The sequence below is a fragment of the Streptomyces roseolilacinus genome (genome assembly GCF_014649335.1).
Classification (GTDB): Bacteria; Actinomycetota; Actinomycetes; order Streptomycetales; family Streptomycetaceae; genus Streptomyces; species Streptomyces roseolilacinus.
The window spans coordinates 158,000-173,959 of sequence record NZ_BMSV01000010.1 but is presented as its reverse complement, the minus strand read 5'-3'; the positions used below and the strand labels follow the sequence as shown (position 1 = coordinate 173,959).

Annotated in this window: 16 protein-coding genes and 2 pseudogenes; 2 read left to right on the top strand and 16 right to left on the bottom strand. The window is 71.9% G+C overall.

Going from position 1 to position 15,960, the window contains the following annotated elements:
* Positions 1 to 77 precede the first annotated feature (77 nt).
* From tatA to IE106_RS23425, 9 genes and pseudogenes are all read right to left on the bottom strand, one after another.
* A complete protein-coding gene (gene tatA / locus IE106_RS23465) occupies positions 78 to 359 on the bottom strand; it encodes a Sec-independent protein translocase subunit TatA (RefSeq protein ID WP_189537167.1) in 282 nt (93 codons plus the stop codon).
* A gap of 194 nt (positions 360 to 553) precedes the next feature.
* A pseudogene (locus tag IE106_RS23460) lies at positions 554 to 745 on the bottom strand (hypothetical protein); the annotation flags it as partial.
* Between the two features lie 19 nt (positions 746 to 764).
* Positions 765 to 1,037 carry a hypothetical protein gene (locus tag IE106_RS23455; protein ID WP_189537165.1) on the bottom strand — a complete coding sequence of 91 codons (273 nt, stop codon included), beginning with the start codon at positions 1,035 to 1,037 and terminating at the stop codon, positions 765 to 767.
* Positions 1,038 to 1,090: 53 nt separating this feature from the next.
* Positions 1,091 to 2,047 (bottom strand): helix-turn-helix transcriptional regulator, encoded by a 957-nt coding sequence (locus tag IE106_RS23450; RefSeq protein ID WP_189537164.1) that lies wholly within the window; start codon positions 2,045 to 2,047, stop codon positions 1,091 to 1,093.
* 38 nt (positions 2,048 to 2,085) lie between these two features.
* Positions 2,086 to 3,072: a helix-turn-helix transcriptional regulator gene (locus IE106_RS23445; protein WP_189537163.1), complete on the bottom strand. Its 987-nt coding sequence runs from the start codon at positions 3,070 to 3,072 to the stop codon at positions 2,086 to 2,088.
* A 204-nt stretch (positions 3,073 to 3,276) separates the two neighbouring features.
* Positions 3,277 to 3,648, bottom strand: a complete 372-nt coding sequence (locus IE106_RS23440) for an FKBP-type peptidyl-prolyl cis-trans isomerase (protein ID WP_189537162.1) — start codon at positions 3,646 to 3,648, stop codon at positions 3,277 to 3,279.
* Positions 3,649 to 3,690: 42 nt separating this feature from the next.
* Positions 3,691 to 4,686, bottom strand: coding sequence for an FKBP-type peptidyl-prolyl cis-trans isomerase (locus IE106_RS23435; RefSeq protein WP_189537161.1), 996 nt, complete (start codon positions 4,684 to 4,686; stop codon positions 3,691 to 3,693).
* A 186-nt stretch (positions 4,687 to 4,872) separates the two neighbouring features.
* On the bottom strand, positions 4,873 to 6,234 hold the full coding sequence (gene pafA, locus IE106_RS23430) for a Pup--protein ligase (RefSeq protein WP_189537160.1): 1,362 nt from the start codon (positions 6,232 to 6,234) through the stop codon (positions 4,873 to 4,875).
* Between the two features lie 9 nt (positions 6,235 to 6,243).
* Complete coding sequence (locus IE106_RS23425) at positions 6,244 to 7,527, bottom strand: MFS transporter (protein ID WP_189537159.1); 1,284 nt, start codon at positions 7,525 to 7,527, stop codon at positions 6,244 to 6,246.
* Between the two features lie 154 nt (positions 7,528 to 7,681).
* On the opposite strand from IE106_RS23425, the gene IE106_RS23420 reads away from it, so the two are divergent.
* Positions 7,682 to 8,710, top strand: coding sequence for a LacI family DNA-binding transcriptional regulator (locus tag IE106_RS23420; protein WP_189537158.1), 1,029 nt, complete (start codon positions 7,682 to 7,684; stop codon positions 8,708 to 8,710).
* A gap of 63 nt (positions 8,711 to 8,773) precedes the next feature.
* Here IE106_RS23420 and prcA read toward each other — a convergent pair whose 3' ends face one another.
* From prcA to arc, 6 genes and pseudogenes are all read right to left on the bottom strand, one after another.
* Complete coding sequence (gene prcA, locus IE106_RS23415; protein WP_189537157.1) at positions 8,774 to 9,541, bottom strand: proteasome subunit alpha; 768 nt, start codon at positions 9,539 to 9,541, stop codon at positions 8,774 to 8,776.
* Positions 9,542 to 9,576: 35 nt separating this feature from the next.
* Positions 9,577 to 10,422, bottom strand: a complete 846-nt coding sequence (gene prcB, locus IE106_RS23410; protein WP_189537156.1) for a proteasome subunit beta — start codon at positions 10,420 to 10,422, stop codon at positions 9,577 to 9,579.
* A pseudogene (locus IE106_RS30490) lies at positions 10,374 to 10,562 on the bottom strand (endonuclease domain-containing protein); the annotation flags it as partial. The pseudogene IE106_RS30490 and the gene prcB, both read right to left, overlap by 49 nt.
* A gap of 222 nt (positions 10,563 to 10,784) precedes the next feature.
* Positions 10,785 to 11,003, bottom strand: a complete 219-nt coding sequence (locus IE106_RS23400; RefSeq protein ID WP_023589517.1) for a ubiquitin-like protein Pup — start codon at positions 11,001 to 11,003, stop codon at positions 10,785 to 10,787.
* Between the two features lie 142 nt (positions 11,004 to 11,145).
* Complete coding sequence (gene dop / locus IE106_RS23395) at positions 11,146 to 12,657, bottom strand: depupylase/deamidase Dop (protein ID WP_189537155.1); 1,512 nt, start codon at positions 12,655 to 12,657, stop codon at positions 11,146 to 11,148.
* Between the two features lie 261 nt (positions 12,658 to 12,918).
* On the bottom strand, positions 12,919 to 14,685 hold the full coding sequence (gene arc / locus IE106_RS23390; protein ID WP_189537154.1) for a proteasome ATPase: 1,767 nt from the start codon (positions 14,683 to 14,685) through the stop codon (positions 12,919 to 12,921).
* Positions 14,686 to 14,939: 254 nt separating this feature from the next.
* Between arc and IE106_RS23385 the strand changes: the two genes are divergently transcribed.
* Entirely contained in the window at positions 14,940 to 15,251 is a 312-nt protein-coding gene (locus IE106_RS23385; protein ID WP_189537153.1) for a ferredoxin, read from the top strand.
* 7 nt (positions 15,252 to 15,258) lie between these two features.
* Here IE106_RS23385 and IE106_RS23380 read toward each other — a convergent pair whose 3' ends face one another.
* A complete protein-coding gene (locus IE106_RS23380) occupies positions 15,259 to 15,837 on the bottom strand; it encodes a hypothetical protein (protein ID WP_189537152.1) in 579 nt (192 codons plus the stop codon).
* Between the last annotated feature and the right edge of the window lie 123 nt (positions 15,838 to 15,960).

The following is a 15,960-nucleotide window of genomic DNA, read 5'->3' as shown; positions in this document are numbered from 1 at the left end:
TCCTTGTCTCGGAGGGCGGCCGACCGTCCGGCGGCCACCGTGTGCCTGGGGTGAACCGTGAACCGCATCCCGGGGCGTCAGCCCTGGGTGGTCCGCTTGGGCTCCTCCACCGGGCGGGCGGACGCGACGTCACCGGGAGCTGCCTGGATGGTCCGGGGAGCGGCGGTCTGCTCGGCGGTGCCGGCCGGCGCCGCGTCGTCCTTGGCGGCCCCGTCGTTCTTCATGGCGGCGGCCTCGCTCTTGAGGATGCGGGCGGACTTGCCCAGCGAACGGGCCACCTCCGGCAGCTTCTTCGCGCCGAACAGCAGCACGAAGATGCCCACCACGATGGCCAGATGCCAGATACCGACCTGACCCATGTTTCCCTACCTTCTGACCGAGGTCCTGAACCGGAGCGGTGCGGACGCATGACCCTGCGGGCCGCCCGCGCGGGCATTCATCGTAACCCTCACCGGTGAACGGGGGGCAATCCCCCGGCGTACCCCCGGTGCGGGAGTCACGGGGGTGGTGTACGGGGAGTGTCGGCCGCGTCGGCCGCCGGCCGGCGGTACGGCAGGCCGTCGCCGGTCCGCGCGAGGTTGAGGGACGCCTTCTCCAGTTCCTCGGCGGCGCTGTTGATCCGCTGTGTGGTGCGCGTCACTTGACGGCCGAGGCGCTGGGCCTCGATGAACACCCGGACACCGAGGACGCCGAGGACGGCGATCCCGAGGAACCCCAGGGCGACGGCGAGCATGGGCCAGAACATGGACAGAGCCTAGACCGTGTCAGACGGTGGAGTGGAGCCGCAGCGTCCGCACCCCGCCGCCGGTGAGGAGTTCGACGATGCGCTCCCCGGCGGGCTTGCGGACGGCCGAGCCGCACTCGGGGCAGGTGAAGGAGTAGAAGGTGGTGCGCCGGCTGGCGCCGATGGCCAGCCGCAGGGACCCCGGGGGCAGTTCAAACCGGGAGCGGCACTCGGGGCAGGCGGCCTTGAAGAGGACCGGGCGGCGCGGCTGCGGGACGCCGGACAGCGGAGACGTGCCTCCCGTGTCCCCCATGGCTTTCCTCTCCTCCTGCCGGTGTGACGTGGCCGCCGGTCCCCGGGCGCGTGTCAGCCCCGGTCCCCGTACGCGGCGAGGGCCTCGCGCGCCGCGCGGCGCGCGCTCTCGGCGAGCGCCGCCGGGGCGGCGATGTGCCCGTCGCGCCCGAGGCGCAGGGCGAGCCGCCGCAACGAGGCGGGGTCGGGGGTGCGCAGGGTGATGCGCAGCCCGCCGTCGGGCAGTTCCTCGGCGCTGTCGTGCGGGTAGTACTCGGCGACCCAGCGGCCGCCGGGCCCGACCTCGACGACGACCTCGGGGTCGTCGGCGGAGGGCTGGACGAGTCCCTCGGACAGGTCGCGCAGCTCGATCTCCGGGGGCGCGGACGGCTCGTCGAGGATCCGGATCTCGGCCACCCGGTCGAGGCGGAAGGTGCGCCGGGCCTCGGAGAGCCGGCACCACGCCTCCATGTACGTGTGGCCGACGGCGAACAGCCGGATCGGGTCGACCTCGCGTTCCGTCAGCTCGTCGCGCGCCGGGGAGTAGTAGCGCAGCCAGAGCCGGCGCCGTTCGGAGATGGCCCGGTCGACCTCGGCGAAGACGCCGCCCTCGGACTCGAAGGTGACCGACAGCCGGGAGCTGGCGCCGGCCGCCTCCCCGGCGGCGGCCTCCAGCTTGGCGGTGGCGCGCAGCAGGGCCTCGCGGTCGCTCTCCCGCAGCCCCGGCAGGGTGGCGACGGCGCGGGCGGCGACGAGCAGGGCGGTGGCCTCGTCGGCGGCGATGCGCAGCGGTTCGGCCACGTCGTCGGGGTTGTGCCACCAGATCTGCTCGCCGTCGGTGTCGATGTCGAGCAGGTCGCCGCCGCGGAAGCTGGTGCCGCACATGGGCAGGACGTCGAGGTCGGCGATCAGCTCGGCCTCGGTGATGCCGAAGGCGCGGGCCACGTCGCCGACGTGGGCGCCGGGGCGTTCCCGCAGGTAGGTCACCAGGGAGAGCATCCGCCTGGTCTGGTCGATCGCGTTGGGGGCCATCGCTCGTCCGTCCGTCCGTTTCCTTCAGCGCCTGCCGGTCAGCTGCCCTCGGCGACGGCGCGCAGCCGGTCCACCACGTCGGCGCGCAGGTCCGCGGGTTCCCGTACGACGACGTCGGGGCCGAACTCGACGAGCCAGGCGTCCAGGCCGTGCCCGTAGGGGATCTCCAGCTCGTCCCAGCCGTCGCCGCGGTCCCGCACGGTCAGGGCGCGGGCGCGCAGCGGGTAGCCGCAGCCGGCGCGCAGCCGGATCAGCGCGGTGCGGGTGGCGCTCTCGCCGGCCCAGCGCTCCACGGCCTCGCGGACGGTGGACACGTCGGGGACGGGCGCGGTGAAGGCGCCGGCGCGGGAGCGGACCTTGCCGGTGATGCGGGAGAGCCGGAAGACGCGCTCGGCGCCGCGGTCCCGGTCCCAGCCGGCGAGGTACCAGTGGCCGCGCCAGCACTCCAGGGTCCACGGCTCGACGTGCCGGGTCTCGGCGCGGGCGGCGTTGGACTTGCGGTACTCGAAGACCACGGGCCGGCGGTCGCGGCAGGCCAGCATCAGCGGTTCGAAGGCGGCCTCGTGGACCGGGATGCGCGGTTCGAGGGCGCCGGGCCGGTCGTCGTACGGGTCCTCCGCCTCGGGCATGCCGGCGGCGCGCAGCTTCTGCAGGGCGCCGCTGGCGGCCCCGGCGAGGCGGGCCTGCTGCCAGACCTTGGCGGCCAGGCCGAGGGCGGCGGCCTCCTCGGCGTCCAGCTGGATGGGCGGGAGGCGGTTGGAGTCGCGGCGGGCGAGGTAGCCGGTCTCGCCGTCCAGGTTCTCGACGGTCTCGATGACCAGCCCGAGCTCGCGCAGGTCGTCCTTGTCGCGCTCGAACATGCGGCTGAAGGAGTCGTCGGACGGGGTGGGGCCGCCGTCGCCGGGGCCGAACGCCTCCACGTACGCCTCGATGGAGCCGCGCAGCTCGCGCTTGCTGAGCGGCCGCCGCGTGCCCAGCAGGCACAGCGCGAGATTCATCAGCCGCTCGGCCTTGGCAATGGCCATCGACGCCCAGCACCTCTTCGTATGGAGTCCCTATCGCCCGATGACCGTACCGCTCCGGGCGCGCGTGACCAAAGTCGCCCCCTGATCGGCTCGAACACCCGTCGCGGTCCGCGCGGGGCGGGCGGAGCCGGGTGGGGCCCGCGCCCGGTGGGCGCGGGCCCCGGGGGCCTGCCTCCGCCGCGCGGGGCGCGGCGGAGGGCCGGATCAGACCGCGACGAGGTCGCAGACGAAGATCAGCGTCTCGCCCGGCTTGATCTTGCCGCCGGCGCCGCGGTCCCCGTAGGCCAGGTGCGGCGGGATGATCAGCTGGCGGCGGCCGCCGACCTTCATGCCCTGGATGCCCTGGTCCCAGCCGGGGATGACCTGGCCGCCGCCGAGCTGGAACTGCAGCGGCGTGCCGCGGTTCCAGGAGGCGTCGAACTCCTCGCCGGAGGAGAAGGACACACCGACGTAGTGGACCTTCACCACATCGCCGGCCTTGGCCTCGGCGCCGTCGCCGACCCAGATGTCCTTGATCTCCAGATCCGCCGGCGGCTCGCCGCCCGGGAAGTCGACCTCGGGCTTGTCGATGCTCACGTCAGTGCTCCTGTTGATCGTTTGTGCACAACCCGCACAGTCTTACATCTTCGCCAGGATGTCGAGCGTGAAGACCAGCGTGGAGTTGGCCGGGATCTCGCCGGAGGCCTGGTTGCCGTAGCCCTTGTCCGGGGGCACGACCAGCATCACGCGGCTGCCGACCTTCTTGCCCGCGAGCCCCTCCTGCCAGCCCTTGATCAGCTGCTGGAGCGGGAAGGCGGCGAGCTGCCGGCGGGAGTAGCTGGAGTCGAACTCCTTGCCGCCGTTCCACAGCACGCCCTTGTACTGGAGCAGCAGCTGGTCGGTGGGCTGCACCTCCGGGCCGTCGCCCTCCAGGACGTACTTCGCGACGAGCTTCTTCGGCGCGGCGGTCTTCGGGACGGTGATCGCGGGCGCCTTGCCGTCCGTGTTCGTCCCGACCTCGGGGAGGGCCGCGTCGTCCTGCGGGACCTCCTTGCCCTTGGCGGAGGACGTGCCGTTGAAGGTCTCCTCGATGTCGATGACGAAGACCATCGTGTCCGTGCCCTTGATGTCGCCGCGGCCCTCGGAGCCGTACCCGAGGGCCGGCGGGACGGCCATCTCGACGCGGCTGCGCGTCTTCCGGCCGGCCAGGCCCAGGCGCCAGCCGTCGATGACCGAGCCCTGCTGGAGCTGGATGATCAGCGGCTGCTTGCGGTCGTAGGAGTTGTCGAAGACCTTCGCCGTGTCCCAGATCTGACCCAGGTAGTGCGCCCTGACGTAGTCGCCCTCGGCGACCGGCGTGCCGGAGCCGGCGATGACCGTCCTCACCGCCAGGTCGGTGGACGGCTTGCCGGAGCCCTTGGCGATGGTGGGCTTCTCACCGAACTTCGCGCCGCCGGTGATGGCGGGCAGCGGCCCGTCCACGATCTTCGCGGACGCGCCCGGCTCCGGCGCCGACGGGCTCTCGGCGACCTTGTCCTTGTCCTTGGCCTTGTCCTGGTCTGACGATTCGTCACCGCAGGCCGACAGGGTGAGCAGGCCGGCGGGCACGGCGAGGATAAGGGAGCGACGACGCACGGGAAGCCTCGTATCTGGTCGGGGGTCGATCTTGCGGTCGGGTGCGCGCCACTCTACGGCGTGCGGGTGGTGCCGCACGAGGAACGTGCGCGCCACCTCCCGGCGTTCCCCCCGCCAGGGCGGCCGCCCCACGCGCCGGGCCCCGCACCGGACGGCCGGTGCGGGGCCCGTGGCGCCGACGCGCGCTCACATCCCGGCGATGAGCTTCTCCACCCGGTCGTCGACGGACCGGAAGGGGTCCTTGCACAGCACCGTGCGCTGCGCCTGGTCGTTCAGCTTCAGGTGCACCCAGTCCACCGTGAAGTCCCGGCGCTGCTCCTGCGCGCGCCGGATGAAGTCGCCCCGCAGCCGCGCCCGGGTGGTCTGCGGCGGTACCGACTTCCCCTCGAAGATCTTCAGGTCGTTGCAGACGCGGGCCGCCTGCCCCTTCCTCTCCAGCAGGTAGTACAGGCCCCGCCGGCGGTGGATGTCGTGGTACGCGAGGTCTATCTGCGCGATCCTCGGGTGCGACATGGTCATGTTGTGCTTGGCCCGGTACCGCTCCAGCAGCTTGTACTTCATGACCCAGTCGATCTCGGTGCCGATCCGGTCCAGGTCCTCCGCCTCGATCGCCTCCAGCGTGCGGCCCCACAGCTCCAGGACCTGCGCCACCGTGCCCGTGCGGATGCCCCGCCGGTCGACGAAGTCGGCGGCCTTCTCGTAGTACTCGCGCTGCACCTCCAGCGCGGACGCCTCGCGGCCGCTGGCCAGGCGGACCTTGCGCCGGCCGGTGAGGTCGTGGCTGACCTCGCGGATCGCCCGGATCGGGTTCTCCAGGGTGAGGTCCCGCATGACCGTCCCGGCCTCGATCATCCGCAGCACCAGGTCGGTCGCGCCGACCTTCAGCAGCGTCGTCGTCTCCGACATGTTCGAGTCGCCGACGATGACGTGCAGCCGCCGGTACCGCTCGGCGTCGGCGTGCGGCTCGTCCCGCGTGTTGATGATCGGCCGGGACCGGGTCGTCGCCGAGCTGACGCCCTCCCAGATGTGCTCCGCGCGCTGGCTCACGCAGTACACGGCGCCGCGCGGGGTCTGCAGCACCTTGCCCGCGCCGCACAGCAGCTGGCGGGTGACGAGGAAGGGGATGAGGATGTCCGCGAGCCGCGAGAACTCCCCGTGCCGCGCCACGAGGTAGTTCTCGTGGCAGCCGTAGGAGTTTCCCGCCGAGTCGGTGTTGTTCTTGAACAGGTAGACGTCGCCCGCGATTCCCTCCTCGTGCAGGCGGCGTTCGGCGTCCACGAGCAGACCTTCGAGAATGCGTTCGCCCGCCTTGTCGTGCGTGACCAGCTCGGTCACGTTGTCGCATTCCGGCGTCGCGTATTCCGGATGCGAACCCACGTCGAGGTAGAGGCGGGCGCCGTTCCGCAGAAAGACGTTGCTGCTGCGGCCCCATGACACGACACGGCGGAAGAGGTAGCGCGCCACTTCGTCAGGAGACAGTCGGCGCTGTCCCCTGAACGTGCACGTGACGCCGTACTCGTTCTCCAGCCCGAAAATGCGGCGGTCCATGTCAGAACATTACGCCTGACGGCCCTCGCTGAAACCGGGTTCGACGGCACCGTTTCGATCATTTTCCGATACACGCACCGGTTGTCCCGCTTCCGGCCGGTCCGCGCCCGCCGTGACGGTCAGGACACGCCGGGTCGCCACCAGCACCAGCAGCGCCGCCACTCCCCCGGCCCCGGCCACGCCGAAGCTCCACGGCACGCCCGCCAGCTCGACCGCCGGCCCCGCCGCGGCCGCCCCCACCGCTGCGCCGACCCCGAAGGTCGTCACCAGCCAGGAGAACGCCTCCGTCACCGTGCCGCGCAGCGCGTGCCGGTCCACGACGAGGAACGCGCAGGCGATGGCCGGGGCCAGGAAGACGCCCGACACGGCCGCCAGCACCGTCATCGCCACCGCGCCGGGCACCAGCACCAGCGGCAGGTAGCCCAGCGCCAGCAGCCCCACCAGCACCCGCAGCCGCGCCTCGGGCTCCCCTTCCCACGAGCGCGCGCCGTACACCAGCCCGCCGGCCAGCGCGCCCAGGCCCAGCGCCGCCATCAGCGCCCCGTAGACCGCGTCGCCCCCGTGGAGGTCCGCGTACGCCAGCGCCGCCACCGTGATCGAGCCCAGCGCCAGGCCCACGAAGAAGAACGCGCCCAGCAGCGCGAGCAGCCCGCGCGAGCGCAGCGCCCCCAGCCAGTGCGCGTCGCGCGGCTCCGAGCGCCACGCGCGCGAGGGGGCCGACGCGACCACCGACAGGGCGCCCAGGACGCCCGCGGCGTTGATCACCAGCAGCGCGGCCGCCGGCGACCAGAGCCACACCAGTACGGTCACCAGCAGCGGGCCGACCGTGAACATGACCTCCTGCGCCACGGCGTCCAGGGCGTACGCGCGGTGCACCCGGTCCTCGCGGCCCAGGACGCTCGGCCACAGCGCCCGCAGCCCGCCCTCCAGGGGCGGGGTGAAGAAGCCGGCCACCACCACCGCCGCGAACGCCACCGGCAGCGACCCGATGCCGGCCGCCGCCAGCCACGCCATGCCCAGCGCCGAGACCAGGGCCGCCGGGAGCTGCACGCGCGGCTGCCCGTGCAGGTCGACGGCCCGCCCCAGCAGCGGCTGCCCCGCCGCCGTCGCCAGCCCGTACACGGCGGCCAGGGCGCCCGCGAGGCTGTAGCTGCCGCCTTCCGCGCGGGTGAACAGCGCGATCGCGACGTGCGCCGTGCCGTTCGGGAGCCGGCCGACCAGGGTGCCGACCAGCAGCCGCAGCGCGTGCGGAGCCCTGAGTATGTCGGCGTACCCGCCGCTCGCCGCAGCCATCGCCCGCTCCTCCTCCCGGCGTCCCGCCGGGGTTTTACGTATAACTTCCTGCGTCATACGTACCATGTCCGCAGCCGCGGGTCCATCCGCGCACCCCTGACCGGCCGCACCGCACCCCGCGGCGGCCCCGGAGAACCCACGGAGGCGGACGCGCGTGAAGGCCCCGGAACCCCTCGGCGGGCCCCGCCCCACCAGCCGCGACGTCGCCGCCGCCGCCGGCGTCTCCCAGGCCACCGTCTCCCTCGTCCTCGGCGGCAAGTGGCACGGCCGCGTCTCCGAACGCACCGCCGGCCTCGTCCGCGACACGGCCCGCCGGCTCGGCTACCGCCCCAACCTCGCCGCCCGCAACCTGCGCCTCGGCCGCACCCGCACCGCGCTCCTCGTCGTCCCCGCCCTCACCAACGAGTTCTTCGCGCGCGTCTACACCGGCGCCTCCGCCGTCGCCGCCCGCCACGACTTCGGCGTGGTCCTCTACCCCTCCCCCCAGGGCGTGGGCCCCGCGAGGGACCCCTTCGCGTCCGCCCGTACCGCCCTCGACGGCGTCATCGCCTCGTCGATGGCCACCGACGCCCTGCACGCCTTCCACGACACCGACCTGCCGCTCGTCATGCTCGACAGCGACCCGGCCGACCGGGGCTCCGCCGCCCAGGTCAACCTCGACATCGCCGACGGCATGCGCCAGGTGACGGGCCACCTCCTCGCCCTCGGCCACCGCCGCTTCGTCCACCTCGCGTCCGCCGTGCCCTCCTGGACCTTCGACGTCCGCGCCAGGGCACTCGCCGCCGCCCTGCGCGAGCGTCCCGACACCACCGTGCGCACCGTCCCCGCGCCCCTCGACGTGGCCGGCGCCCGCGAAGCCGCCGCCCGCGCCCTCGCCGCGCCCGGCCCCCGTCCCACCGCCCTCGTCTGCGACGACGACCTCATCGCCGCCGGTGCCTGCAAGGCCGTACGCCGCCTCGGCCTGCGCGTCCCCGAGGACGTGTCCGTCACCGGCTTCGACGACCTCGCCCTCGCCACCGCCGTCGAACCCGAGCTCACCACCGTCGGCCTCCCCGCCGAACAGGTCGGGGAGCGCGGCATGGAAGCCCTCCTCGCCGTCCTCGACGGACGCACACCGCCCCCCGGCGACCTGCCCGTCACCCTGCGCGTACGAGCCTCCACCGCCCCGCCGCCGCGCGCCTGACGCACGCGAAAGCCCCGGCCCGCCCCGAAGGGCGGACCGGGGCACCAGGCCACCGGGGGGCGTCTACTCCTCGGAGCCCTCCGGGCCCTCGGCCTCGTCGCCCACCGCGTCGGTCGGGGCCGTCGCCGGCTCCCGGGCCGCCAGCAGCCGCGCCAGCTGCCGGCCCACGATCCGCTTGAACTTCCGCGACTGCGGCCGCGTACGGTCCAGTACGGCCACCTCCAGGCGCTCCGCGGGGATCTCCCGCTCGCTGCCGTTGGTGTCCCGCGACAGGGCCTGCACCGCCAGTTTCAGCGCCTCCGCCAGCGACATCCCGTCACGGTGCCGCTGGTCCAGGAAACTGCCGATCTGCTCGGCGTTGCCGCCGACCGCCACCGAGCCGTGCTCGTCCACGATCGAGCCGTCGTGCGGCAGCCGGTAGATCTGGTCGCCCTCCGGCGAGGAGCCCACCTCGGCGACGACCAGCTCCACCTCGTACGGCTTCTCGCCCGCGCTGGAGAAGATCGTGCCGAGCGTCTGCGCGTACACGTTCGCCAGGCCGCGCGCCGTCACGTCGTCGCGGTCGTAGGTGTAGCCCCGCAGGTCGGCGTAGCGCACACCGCCGATCCGCAGGTTCTCGTACTCGTTGTACTTGCCGGCCGCGGCGAAACCGATCCGGTCGTAGATCTCGCTGAACTTGTGCAGCGCGCGGGACGGGTTCTCGCCGACGAAGACGATGCCGTCGGCGTACTGCATCACAACAAGGCTCCGGCCCCGCGCGATGCCCTTGCGGGCGTATTCCGCCCGGTCGGCCATGGCCTGCTGGGGTGAGACATAGAACGGCGTCGACACCGGCTATCCGTCCCTTTCTGTCAGTGGCGAGAACATCAGAGCAGCTCGGCGCGGGGACCGTCGGGCCGGTCCATCCGGCGCTCCAGCACGGCACGCGACACGTCCGACGCCTCCGCCTCCGTCAGGCGGCGGAAACCGTCCTCCGTGATCACCGTGACGATCGGGTAGATGCGGCGCGCCACGTCCGGTCCGCCCGTCGCCGAGTCGTCGTCCGCCGCGTCGTACAGCGCCTGCACCACCAGGGTCACGGCCTGCTGCTCGGTGAGGTCCTCGCGGTAGAGCTTCTTCATCGACCCGCGCGCGAAGAGCGAGCCCGAGCCGGTGGCCGCGTACCCCTGCTCCTCGGAGCGGCCGCCCGTGACGTCGTACGAGAAGATCCGGCCCTTCTCGCGGTCCACGTCCCAGCCGGCGAACAGCGGGACCACGGCGAGTCCCTGCATGGCCATGCCGAGGTTGCTGCGGATCATCGTGGAGAGCCGGTTCGCCTTGCCCTCCAGGGAGAGCTGGGTGCCCTCGACCTTCTCGAAGTGCTCCAGCTCCAGCTGGAACAGCTTGACCATCTCCACGGCGAGGCCCGCCGTGCCGGCGATGCCCACGGCCGAGTACTCGTCGGCCGGGAAGACCTTCTCGATGTCGCGCTGCGCGATCATGTTGCCCATGGTGGCGCGCCGGTCACCGGCGAGGACCACGCCCCCGGGGAAGGTGGTGGCCACGATGGTCGTGCCGTGCGGCACCTCGATCGCGCCCTGCACCGCGGGCAGCGTCCGACGCCCGGGCAGCAGTTCCGGCGAGTGCTCGGCCAGGAAGTCCATGAAGGACGAGGATCCGGGCGTCAGGAAGGCAGCCGGCAGACGCCCGGTGCTACGGGTGTTGGCTTCCACGAGTTCCCCTCCACGTGTGCGGCGGCCCGCCTGATGACGTCGGGGTCATCTGTCGGCTTGCCGATGGCCGAATTGCAGTTGAAGCACAGTACGCCACGGACCCTACCCCCGGTGTGGCGGTGATCCACATGCCGCCGGGGCTCGGCCGGACGGACCCCGCGCCGCTCCTCGGCGGACGCGGCCCGCGACCGCGTCCGTGCCGCACGGGCCCGCGTGGAGGGCCCCCGTGCGGAGCCCGTGGCACCCGGCCCCCACAGGTGAGCGCCGCGTGCGGTCCGGACTCGCCGCACCGCACGCGGCGCTCGCCCCCCGACTCTGTCACCGGCCCCCCGGTCGTCTTCGATCCGAAGGTCGCAGGGGCCTTACTGGCCGCCCTTTTGCACGAAGGAGCGCACGAAGTCCTCGGCGTTCTCCTCGAGCACGTCGTCGATCTCGTCCAGGACGGAGTCCACGTCGTCGCTCAGTTTCTCGTGGCGCTCCTTGAGGTCCTCCGAGGCCTGTGCCTCGGGTGCCTGGTCCTCGACCTCTTCGGTGGAACGCGTGGCCTTCTGCTGGCCGCCGCCGGTGTCCTTGGTCGCCATGTCCCTCACCCCGCTCGGATTGCCCGCTTGGTCAGGTGTCTCAAGATCAGACCTTACAAGCCCGGTCTGACATCGGCCCTGTCTTTCTCGACGTCCGGGGGCCACTTCCATGATTCCCTCTGGCGGCCCGCCGAAGCACTTCTCAGCCGCCCGAAAGGACCCGGACCAGCTCCTCCGCCGTGCGGCAGCGGTCCAGGAGCTCCTTCACGTGCTCCCGGGTCCCCCGCAGGGGCTCCAGCGTGGGCACCCGCTGCAGGGAGTCGCGGCCGGGGAGGTCGAAGATCACGGAGTCCCAGGACGCCGCCGCCACGTCGTCCGCGTACTGCTCCAGGCAGCGGCCGCGGAAGTAGGCCCTGGTGTCCTCGGGAGGCTGCCTCTCGGCCCGCTCCACGTCCGCCTCGTCCAGGAGGCGCCGCATGCGCCCGCGGGCCACCAGGCGGTTGTAGAGGCCCTTGTCGGGGCGCACGTCGGCGTACTGGAGGTCCACGAGGTGGAGGCGCGCGGCGTCCCAGTCGAGGCGGTCGCGGCGCCGGTACCCCTCCATGAGCTCCAGCTTCGCCACCCAGTCCAGCTCGCCGGCGAGGCTCATGGGGTCGTTCTCCAGCCGGCCGAGGGTGTCCTCCCAGCGGGTGAGGACGTCCGCGGTCTGCTCGTCCGCGTCGGAGCCGAAGCGGTTCTCGACGTACTTGCGCGCCAGCTCGCAGTACTCCATCTGGAGTTGCACGGCGGTGAGTGTCCGGCCGTTGCGGAGCGTGATCAGCCGCTGGAGCGTCGGGTCGTGCGAGACCTGGTGGAGGGTGCGCACGGGCTGGTCGACGGCGAGGTCGACGGTGATGAAGCCGTCCTCGATCATCGACAGCACCAGCGCGGTCGTGCCGAGCTTCAGGTAGGTGGAGATCTCCGAGAGGTTCGCGTCGCCGATGATCACATGGAGGCGGCGGTACTTCTCGGCGTCGGCGTGCGGCTCGTCCCGCGTGTTGATGATGGGCCGTTTGAGTGTCGTCTCCAGCCCGACCTCGACCTCGAAGTAGTCCGCGCGCTGACTGATCTGGAAGCCGTGCTCCTGGCCGTCCTGGCCGACGCCGACGCGGCCGGCGCCCGTCACGACCTGGCGGGAGACGAAGAAGGGCGTGAGGTGGCGCACGATGTCCGAGAAGGGGGTCTCCCGCTTCATCAGGTAGTTCTCGTGCGTGCCGTAGGAGGCGCCCTTGTTGTCGGTGTTGTTCTTGTACAGGTGGATGGGCTGGGCGCCGGGCAGCTGGGCGGCCCGCTCGGCGGCCTCGGCCATGATCCGCTCGCCGGCCTTGTCCCACAGGACGGCGTCGCGGGGGTTGGTGACCTCGGGCGCGCTGTACTCCGGGTGGGCGTGGTCCACGTAGAGGCGGGCGCCGTTGGTCAGGATGACGTTGGCGAGGCCGATGTCCTCGTCGGTGAGCTGGCTGGAGTCGGCGACTTCGCGGGCCAGGTCGAAGCCGCGGGCGTCCCGCAGCGGGTTCTCCTCCTCGAAGTCCCAGCGGGCGCGGCGCGCCCGGTGCATCGCCGCCGCGTAGGCGTTGACGATCTGGGACGAGGTGAGCATGGCATTGGCGTTCGGATGGCCGGGGACGGAGATCCCGTACTCCGTCTCGATGCCCATTACTCGCCGTACGGTCATGCGGCCCTCCTTGCCCGGCGGCGTCCCCGCGCGGGAACGGCGCCCGAGTACCGGTTCTCCGATGCGTGTGCGGTGCCCGACCCCGCACTGCGCGATTCGGCGGTACGGATGAGCCTAGAGCGCCTTTGCGCTGGGGGGGAGATCAATTGCGTCATTGCTCCGGTGTGGTCCGTATCTGGCGGTACCCCGTGGAATGCAGGCGGCTGCGGATGCCCTCCCCTTTCGGGGTCCGGGGACATCCGCAGCCGGTTCTGCGCGCTCCTACAGGTACTGGCCGGTATTCGCCACCGTGTCGATGGAGCGCCCGGTGTCCGCGCCCTGCTTTCCGGTGACGAGGGTGCGGATGAAGACGATCCGCTCGCCCTTCTTTCCGGAGATGCGGGCCCAGTCGTCCGGGTTGGTGGTGTTGGGCAGGTCCTCGTTCTCCTTGAACTCGTCCACGCACGCCTGGAGGAGGTGGGAGACGCGGATGCCCTTCTGGTTCTGGTCGAGGTAGGCCTTGATGGCCATCTTCTTCGCCCGGTCGACGATGTTCTGGATCATCGCGCCGGAATTGAAGTCCTTGAAGTACAGGACTTCCTTGTCGCCGTTGGCGTACGTGACCTCGAGGAACCGGTTCTCCTCGGATTCCGCGTACATCTGCTCCACGACCGACTGGATCATGGCCTGTGCGGCGGCTTCCTTGGACCCGTTGTGCTCGCCGAGGTCGTCCTCGTGGAGCGGCAGCGACGGGGTGAGGTACTTGGCGAAGATGTCCTTGGCGGCCTCGGCGTCCGGGCGCTCGATCTTGATCTTCACATCGAGCCGACCGGGGCGGAGGATCGCCGGGTCGATCATGTCCTCGCGGTTGGAGGCGCCGATGACGATGACGTTCTCGAGTCCCTCGACACCGTCGATCTCGGCGAGCAGCTGCGGGACGATGGTGTTCTCCACGTCCGAGCTGACGCCGGAGCCGCGGGTGCGGAAGAGGGACTCCATCTCGTCGAAGAAAACGATGACGGGGGTGCCCTCGGACGCCTTCTCGCGGGCCCGCTGGAAGACCAGGCGGATGTGCCGCTCGGTCTCGCCGACGTACTTGTTGAGGAGCTCCGGGCCCTTGATGTTGAGGAAGTAGCTCTTGCCGGCGGGCTGCCCGGTGACCTCGGCGACCTTCTTCGCAAGGGAGTTGGCGACGGCCTTGGCGATGAGGGTCTTGCCGCAGCCGGGCGGGCCGTACAGCAGGATGCCCTTCGGGGGCCGGAGCTCGTGCTCCTTGAAGAGGTCGGGGTAGAGGTACGGGAGCTCGACCGCGTCGCGGATCAGTTCGATCTGGTTGCCCAGACCGCCGATCTTGTCGTAGTCGACGTCCGGGACCTCCTCGAGGACGAGTTCCTCGACCTCGCTCTTCGGGATGACCTCGTAGACGTACCCCGAGCGGGGTTCGAGCAGGAGGGCGTCGCCGGGCCTGACGGTGGCGTCCAGCAGGGGCTCGGCGAGCCGTACGACCCGCTCCTCGTCCGTGTGGCCGATGACCAGGGCGCGCTCGCCGTCCTCGAGGATCTCCTTGAGGGTGACGATGTCCCCGGCGCGCTCGAACTCCATGACCTCGACCACGTTGAGCGCTTCGTTGAGCATGACTTCCTGGCCCCGCTGGAGCTGGTCGAGCTCGACGCTGGGGCTGACGTTCACCCGGAGCTTGCGGCCACCGGTGAAGATGTCGCACGTGCCGTCCTCGTTGGCCTGCAGGAAGACGCCGAAGCCGGCCGGCGGCTGGGCAAGGCGGTCTACCTCCTCCTTGAGGGCCACGATCTGGTCGCGGGCCTCGCGGAGCGTGCCGGCGAGCCGCTCGTTCTGCGCGGACACGCCGGCCAGGTTGGTCTGCAGCTCGACGATCCGCTCTTCGAGAATCCTCGTGTGCCGCGGAGAGTCGGCGAGCTTGCGTCGCAGGACGGCGATTTCCTGCTCGAGATAGGCAACCTGGCCGGCGGGGTCGTCAGACCCCCGCCCCGGCCGGATGCCGCGGTTGATGTCGTCGTCGTGGGCTGCCACGGTCCTCACCTCCTCCAAGGGGAGCTGGACGCTTCCAGACCCTACCTGCGTGGGTGGTGATTGAAACCCCTAGATCACAAAGACTCTCGAGGTGTGTCCGATCTTCACCCTTGCGCTCTCCCCCACCTCAAGGGAATACCCACCCATCAACATCGGAAAGCGGCCGGTTGTATCGTCGTCAGTGGCCAACACCCGTCAGGGCGGGCCGGACTTACTTCTCGACGCTTCACCCGACGCAGGAAACGGCAGGGCATATGACCGCGCAGCACGAGGCTCCCACCACGGCCGCCGGAGAGGCCCTGGAAGTCTGGATCGACCAGGATCTCTGTACGGGGGACGGGATCTGCGCCCAGTACGCGCCCGAGGTGTTCGAGCTCGACATCGACGGACTGGCCTATGTCAAGAGCGCCGACGACGAGCTGCTCCAGGAGCCGGGCGCGACCACGCCGGTACCGCTGCCGCTGCTGCGGGACGTGGTGGATTCGGCCAAGGAGTGCCCGGGCGACTGCATTCACGTGCGGCGGGTCTCGGACGGGGTCGAGGTGTACGGCCCCGACGCCGAGTAGCCGTCCGTCAGCTGTCGGTGGCGGTGGTGCGGAGGAACGCGCCGCCGCTCCACCGCCATTCGACGGTCCGGCGCTCGTCGGGGCAGCAGCGGGGCACGTCGGGGGACGAGTAGCCGAGCAGGTCCGCCGTGACGACGCCGTCACGCACGGCGAGGCCGGCGACGGAGAGGGCGTCCCCGGGGGCCACGAGGGTCGCCACGACGCGGGCGCCCCCGGAGCCTCCGGCCGCGCCGGTGAGGACGTACAGGCCCTGGGGCGGGGTGCCGGAACCGGCCTGGCAGTGGGCGGCGGCCACGGTCTCGGGCCTGCCGTCGCCGTCGAGGTCGCCGCTGGCGGTCCTGGGAACCGCCGTGGGGACTCCGGCGCAGGTCAGCGGGTAGGCCGCGGTCGCCGCGTCGGGGGCGGGGGCGCCGGCGGGGGCCTGCCGGGCGCGCACCGCGGGGTCGGCGGTGGAGGTGGCGGTGGCCGGGTCGGAGCGCACCAGGCCCACCAGGGCGACGACGCAGGCCATGGCGGCCGCGGTCGCGAGCCAGTGCGCGGGACGGGCGTGGGTGTGCGCGAGGTCCGGGACGGCGGAGGTCTGCACGCGGGCTGTCTCCTGTGGTCGTGCGGTGGCGGTGGGTGTCGCCGCGGGGAGTGGCCAGCATCGTGCCACACGTCACAGGCGCCCGGAACCGGGGGGTGCGGCCGCCCTGGAGGTCGGCGGGCA